Consider the following 6,050-nt stretch of genomic DNA (forward strand, 5'->3'; position numbering starts at 1 on the left):
AGGATTTATGGAACAATTACCAAACTGCCCAAAATGTCAATCTGAATATACTTATGAAGACAATCATGTCATCATTTGTCCAGAATGTGCCAATGAATTTACATTAGACGATGTTAACGAAACAGAATTAACTGTAAAAGATGCTAACGGTACTTTACTACAAGACGGAGATACAGTAAGCATTATTAAAGACTTAAAAGTTAAAGGTGCACCAAAAGATTTAAAACAAGGTACAAAAGTAAAAAATATACGTCTTGTTGAAGGTGATCACAATATTGATTGTAAAATTGATGGATTTGGTGCCATGAAATTAAAATCAGAATTTGTAAAAAAAATATAGGACACACCATGAAAAAAATAACTAAATTATTAACTATTTTCAGTTTCTTTTTAATACTTGCAGCTTGTCAACAAAATCATCAAGTATCACAAGCCATACAAGAAATAAACATTGAACAAGTCGATACATTACCAGAAAACAGTATTATTTTATTTGGAAAAGCCTCTTGTTCAGCCTGTCAAAAAGCAAAACCTATCTTAGAAACGGTTTTAAAACAAGAAAACAAAACAATGTACTATTTAGACTTTGATAAATATACAGATGACAAATACGCAGATAAAGTAAGTGATATTTTATCAACCTACAATTTTTCATCTGTTCCAACTGTTGTTAAAATAGCTGGAAATCATACAGCTAAAGAAACATTAAAACCAAGTGATTTAAAACAAGAAAATATCAAAGAAATTTTTAAAACATTTATAAAATAAAGATGAAGGTGGTAAGATTTGTTACCACCTTCATCTTTTATCATCTACAAACACTATTTGTAGATGATTTTTTTATTAAATTTAATGTATTTGTTAAAATACACTATCAGTTGTATCGTTACTTTTTTACAAAAATGAATACCTTTTAAACTTATCATACATAAAAAGATAGTTAAAACAAGCTGATACCATTCAAAAGATTGAGGACCAAACATTGAACTAATCATATAGAGAATTGGACTAATAATAAAAGCACCTATCGTTATCCACAAAGCAGCTAGCAACACAACTATTGTTATAAAAATACCGCTAAATAAACAAATATTAAAAAATACACTACCAATGATTGCCATGACATTAAGTTTTTTCTCTTTTGTATAGCCTATCAATTCTTCAAGTCCCACACCATATAATTGGCTTAATGTTTCTAAAACATAAATATTTGGCAATGTATTATTTTGTTCCCAACGAGAAATTGTTTGCCTCGTCACGAATAATACATTAGCGACTTCTTCTTGTGACAATCCTTTATCCACTCTTGCTTTTTTTAAAAGACTTCCTAAATCTTTTTCCATAACCCCTACTCCTTTGCGATGAATTTATTCAAAATATATCAAAAAAAAATCGTATTTTAAAGCAACAATTTTGTTACATCGAATATATTTCACAAATATATTGAAAAATAGATTTTTTTAGTATATGATGAGAGATAGACTGTTGAAAGGATGAGCCTAAAATGTTAAATAATTTTCAAGGTATTGATAAACGTGAATTATCTATGATTGAAGTAGCACATGCTATTTTAGAAGAAAAAGGTTCTATCATAGAATTTAATGAATTACTAGTTGCTGTTCAAAATTTTTTGGAATTATCTGAAGATGAATTAGAAAAGAAAATGTCAATTTTTTATACAGAATTAAATATTGACGGTAGTTTCATCTCACTAGGCGACAATCGTTGGGGATTACGTTCATGGTACCCTATTGATTCTATTGATGAAGAATTAGTATCTGCCCTAGAAGAAACCGTAGCACCACGCAAAAAACGCAAAAAACTTAGTGCATTCGTTACAAGTGAAGATGATGTGGATTACAGCAATGACGATCCAGAAGATATGGATGACTTAGATGATGAAGACTTATTAACATCAGATGACGATGATTTAGGGTATCGTTCTGACTTTGATGACTTAGTAGACGATACAGACGAAGATTCTGATGATTTTGATGATGCAATCGAAGAAGATTTAACGATTGTATCAGACGAAGATGTTTTTGAAGAATTATAATAGTATTTCACACAAGATAAAAAGGAAGCAAATGGCATTTGTCATTTGCTTCCTTTTACTTTCCGTACACTTCAAAAGCTACCAACACAAACAAATAAAGTGGTGAGCTAATGCCTAAAAGCATTGGTTCACCACTTTTATCTAATAAACTGAATGTTAGATTATTTCATCATTCTACTTTTTAATCTTGAAAATCAACCACTAAATAACGATATGGTTCATTACCTTCTGAATGTGTTGTAATGTTATCGTATTTACTCAATCTTGCATGAATAATTTTTCTTTCAAATGCAGGAAGTGGTTCTAAAAAGACTGATTGTTTTGTTCTTAACACTTTTTTAGCTGTTCTATCCGCAACATCTTTTAATTTTACTTCACGTTTTTCTCTATAATCGCCAATATTCACAACAACCATTGGTGCTTTTTCATTCTTTTTATATACCATTGTTTGTGCCAATATTTGTAAAGCGTTGATAATTTTACCATGTTTTCCAATCAATAAACCTGCTTTTTCTGTTTCAATTTGGAAAACTAATTTTTTAGATACTTCTTTAACAGTAACATCAATCTTTGCTCCGTATGCACGTGCCACATCTACTAAATAGTCACAAACTTTACTATAATCTTCATGTGATTCATCAGATTGATTTGGTTTTACAATAACCATTTCTTCCACAACAAAAGGTGGATCATATTCAACAACTTCTGAAACAACCTCTTCTACAACAGGCTGAACAACTTCTTCCACTTCTTTTTTACTAATTTCAATAACGGCATCTTTATGACCAAAACCAAAAAGACCTTTTTTACCCTCTTCTTTTACAATAATTGTTGCTTCTTCTCTTTTAATATTTAATTTAATAAGACCTTTTTGAATTGCTTTTTCAACAGTCACATCTGTTATAATCAATGATTCCATTGCTTTCCCTCCAAATGAGCTTTATTTTTTCGTTGCTTTTAACATTGCTTTTTTCAACGCTCTTGCTTTTGCTTTTTCTTCTTTTAATTTTTGTTCACGTTCTCGTCTTAATTTATATGGATTATTCAACAATAATGTTTGTCCAACAGCAAAAATATTTCCGACTACCCAATATAAAGATAATGCTGCATTTAACGAAAAACCAAAGAAGAAAATCATTGCAGGTAACATATATAATTGCATGAATTTCAGTTGTTGTGCATCTTTTGTTTGACCTTGCAATGTTAAATAACCATTTAACCATGTAAAGAATGCAGCCAATGCAGGTAAAATAAAGTAAGGATCTACTTTACCCAATTCAGCCCATAAAAAATGACCTGTTTGTAATTCCTTTGTTGTTAAAATTGCTTGATACAAAGCAATCATAATAGGCATTTGAATTAAAGCTGGTAAACATCCTGCCAATTGATTCACACCATGTTTTTCATTTAATTCTTTCATTGCCTGCTGCAATTCTAATTGTGTTTGTCTATCTCTAGCAGAATATTTTTCTCTTAATTTTTTTATTTCAGGTTGTAATTCTGCTGTTTTTCGAGTTGCTTTATATTGATATTGCATAATCGGCAACAATATAATACGCGTAATAATTGTAAATAAAATAATACCTAAAGCGTAATTATCACCTGCCAAATGAGATAAATATTTAATAAATTCAGACAAATGGTCAATCGCATGATCCCATAAACCTTTTTGTCCTGTTTGACTATTACCACAACCTGCTAATAAAAAAATGAAAGATGATAATATCAAACCTCTTTGTAACTTTTTACTCTTCACTCTTTTTTTCCTCCACCTTTTCATCTGTTTTAATGAGCTGGCATAATTTAAAAACATGTTTTAAACTCGATTTCATATCTTCCACACTCATCTCAACAACTGGATTTCTCGCAATGATAATTATATCATAATTTTTGTATAATATGTCGTTTATTTCAAAGATTGCACGTCTAATTTTACGTTTAATACGATTTCGTATCACCGCATTTCCAAGTTTTTTACTAACAGACAATCCTACACGAATATGCTCCTGCTCCTCTTTTTTTAACACATAAACGACAAATTGCTTATTCGCCTTTGATTTTCGATTATCAAAAATCATCTTAAAATCTTTATTCGTTTTTACTCTATATGTTTTTTTCATTAATAATTACTCCTATATACACACCACCATTATACTACGCTTTATAAAACAAAAAAAGACCACTTTGTAAGTGATCCTCCTAAGCTGATAATACTTTTCTACCTTTACGGCGTCTGCTAGCTAATACACGACGACCATTTTTTGTACTCATACGTTTACGGAAACCATGTACTTTTTGGCGTTTACGTTTTTTTGGTTGGTAAGTTCTTTTCATAATGTGCACCTCCTAGATAAATATGTCTATCTTTTCAAATGTAAAACATTCAGACAGTCCCTAATAGTATATGAAAATAAGCAAATATTGTCAATCTTTTTTTATGAATTTCATTGAAAATATCCCACCGCCGAGTTGTAAAATAAAGTGCAAAAGCAAAATAGTGTTATAAAAACAAAAAAAGACAGATAATTAACTTACTAAGATTCACCACAAAATTAGAAAGGTCATTATCATGTCTAAAACAAATTATAACACAAAAAAACAATATAAACAGCTATCATTGGTTGAACGTACAAAAATTGAAACGTTATTAAACGAAAAAAAGCCAATACGATATATCGCTGAACGACTCGGAAGAAATGTATCCACAATTTATAGAGAAATTAAACGAGGAAGCGTTAATCAAATTGTTAATCGAAATGGTATCCAACGTGACGAATTAAAATATTACGCTGAAACAAGCCATTACATCTATAAAGCTAAGCAACAAAATAAATATCATCATGATTTAACTGAAAAATTTAGTCAACAATTTTTCAAAGACTTACAACAGGTAGTTACTGAAAAATATAGAACCCATAGTATTGATACCTTTGTACATTGGTATCGGCAAAATCATCCTAATGAAAAAGTCCCTTGTACGAAAACGGTTTATACGTTTGTTCATCAAGGTATTATCCCTATCAAACCAATTGATTTACCCAAAATGGTAAGCATTAGAAAACGACCGAAAAAAGAGAACACCAAAACATACAAGAAAAATATGGGTACATCTATCGAAAATCGACCAGACGTAGCGAATAATCGTACAGAATTTGGACATTGGGAAATTGATTTAGTCTTATTTAAGAAGACAAAAAATGAAGCACTATTATTAACGTTAGTAGAACGACAAACACGTTATACAATTATACGTAAAATGAATGATAAAACAGCACAATGTGTCTTACGGACATTAAAGAATATTTTTAAACAATATAGGAAATCAACCTTCAAGAGTATTACATCTGATAATGGGTCAGAATTCGCCTCGTTATCTGAATTAGAATCGACATATTTAAGCATTTACTATGCACACCCTTATTCATCTTATGAGCGTGGTACTAACGAAAATCATAACGGACAGATACGGGAGTTTTTACCTAAGGGTAAATCTATCAATACCGTTAAAAAGTCAACTATTCGTAAAATAGAATCCTGCTTAAATCAGAAAATACGGCGTAAATTAGGTTATCGTACACCTGCAGAGTTATTTTTATTGCGGGTAGATTAATAGTTTAATAAAAACAGGTTTCCCGTCAAGGCACACTTTGTTTTTCGCCTTGACTAGAAAACCTTTGTTTTTATTGTTTGGTTATTAACCCCGCAAAAGAGAAAGTAATTATCTGTTTTTTTGCACTTTACTTTACAATTGGAGGAAAATATCCCACCATCATACACACATTATCCACAATAAAAAAGTACTTCTTTCTATTTATCTACGTTTTAAACAAATTTATCCACAATTACACACACATGTATAATCTTTTCGCAGACCTTGTGTAAAATAATAAAAAACCTTTATATATACACTTTTTTATGTGGATAACTACTGTGAATATATTTCTTTTATCATAAAGTTATCCACATTTTTTATCCACAAATTTATTTTTTGTGG

9 protein-coding genes are annotated in these 6,050 nt (G+C 30.0%); 4 read left to right on the forward strand and 5 right to left on the reverse strand.

Annotation, left to right across the window (positions count from 1 at the left end; all coding sequences use genetic code 11):
- The first annotated feature begins 7 nt into the window (after nucleotides 1-7).
- Together H1220_09025 and H1220_09030 are read left to right on the forward strand one after the other, a co-directional pair.
- A complete protein-coding gene (locus H1220_09025) occupies nucleotides 8-340 on the forward strand; it encodes an alkylphosphonate utilization protein (protein ID QMI85810.1) in 333 nt (110 codons plus the stop codon).
- Nucleotides 341-348: 8 nt separating this feature from the next.
- Complete coding sequence (locus H1220_09030) at nucleotides 349-768, forward strand: thioredoxin family protein (GenBank protein ID QMI85811.1); 420 nt, start codon at nucleotides 349-351, stop codon at nucleotides 766-768.
- Nucleotides 769-821: 53 nt separating this feature from the next.
- Here H1220_09030 and H1220_09035 read toward each other — a convergent pair whose 3' ends face one another.
- Nucleotides 822-1,343 (reverse strand): helix-turn-helix domain-containing protein, encoded by a 522-nt coding sequence (locus H1220_09035; protein QMI85812.1) that lies wholly within the window; start codon nucleotides 1,341-1,343, stop codon nucleotides 822-824.
- 161 nt (nucleotides 1,344-1,504) lie between these two features.
- Between H1220_09035 and rpoE the strand changes: the two genes are divergently transcribed.
- Nucleotides 1,505-2,056, forward strand: a complete 552-nt coding sequence (gene rpoE, locus H1220_09040) for a DNA-directed RNA polymerase subunit delta (GenBank protein ID QMI85813.1) — start codon at nucleotides 1,505-1,507, stop codon at nucleotides 2,054-2,056.
- Between the two features lie 181 nt (nucleotides 2,057-2,237).
- Here rpoE and H1220_09045 read toward each other — a convergent pair whose 3' ends face one another.
- From H1220_09045 to rpmH, 4 genes are all read right to left on the reverse strand, one after another.
- Nucleotides 2,238-2,975, reverse strand: coding sequence for a protein jag (locus H1220_09045; protein ID QMI85814.1), 738 nt, complete (start codon nucleotides 2,973-2,975; stop codon nucleotides 2,238-2,240).
- Between the two features lie 21 nt (nucleotides 2,976-2,996).
- Complete coding sequence (yidC, locus tag H1220_09050; protein ID QMI85815.1) at nucleotides 2,997-3,836, reverse strand: membrane protein insertase YidC; 840 nt, start codon at nucleotides 3,834-3,836, stop codon at nucleotides 2,997-2,999.
- Nucleotides 3,802-4,176, reverse strand: a complete 375-nt coding sequence (gene rnpA / locus H1220_09055; GenBank protein QMI85816.1) for a ribonuclease P protein component — start codon at nucleotides 4,174-4,176, stop codon at nucleotides 3,802-3,804. Before rnpA ends, yidC begins: the two co-directional genes overlap by 35 nt.
- A gap of 79 nt (nucleotides 4,177-4,255) precedes the next feature.
- Nucleotides 4,256-4,390, reverse strand: coding sequence for a 50S ribosomal protein L34 (gene rpmH, locus H1220_09060; protein ID QMI85817.1), 135 nt, complete (start codon nucleotides 4,388-4,390; stop codon nucleotides 4,256-4,258).
- Between the two features lie 235 nt (nucleotides 4,391-4,625).
- Between rpmH and H1220_09065 the strand changes: the two genes are divergently transcribed.
- Nucleotides 4,626-5,666 carry an IS30 family transposase gene (locus H1220_09065; GenBank protein QMI85818.1) on the forward strand — a complete coding sequence of 347 codons (1,041 nt, stop codon included), beginning with the start codon at nucleotides 4,626-4,628 and terminating at the stop codon, nucleotides 5,664-5,666.
- Nucleotides 5,667-6,050: the final 384 nt, after the last annotated feature.

Source organism: Carnobacteriaceae bacterium zg-84 (genome assembly GCA_013874835.1).
GTDB lineage: Bacteria > Bacillota > Bacilli > Lactobacillales > Aerococcaceae > WM01.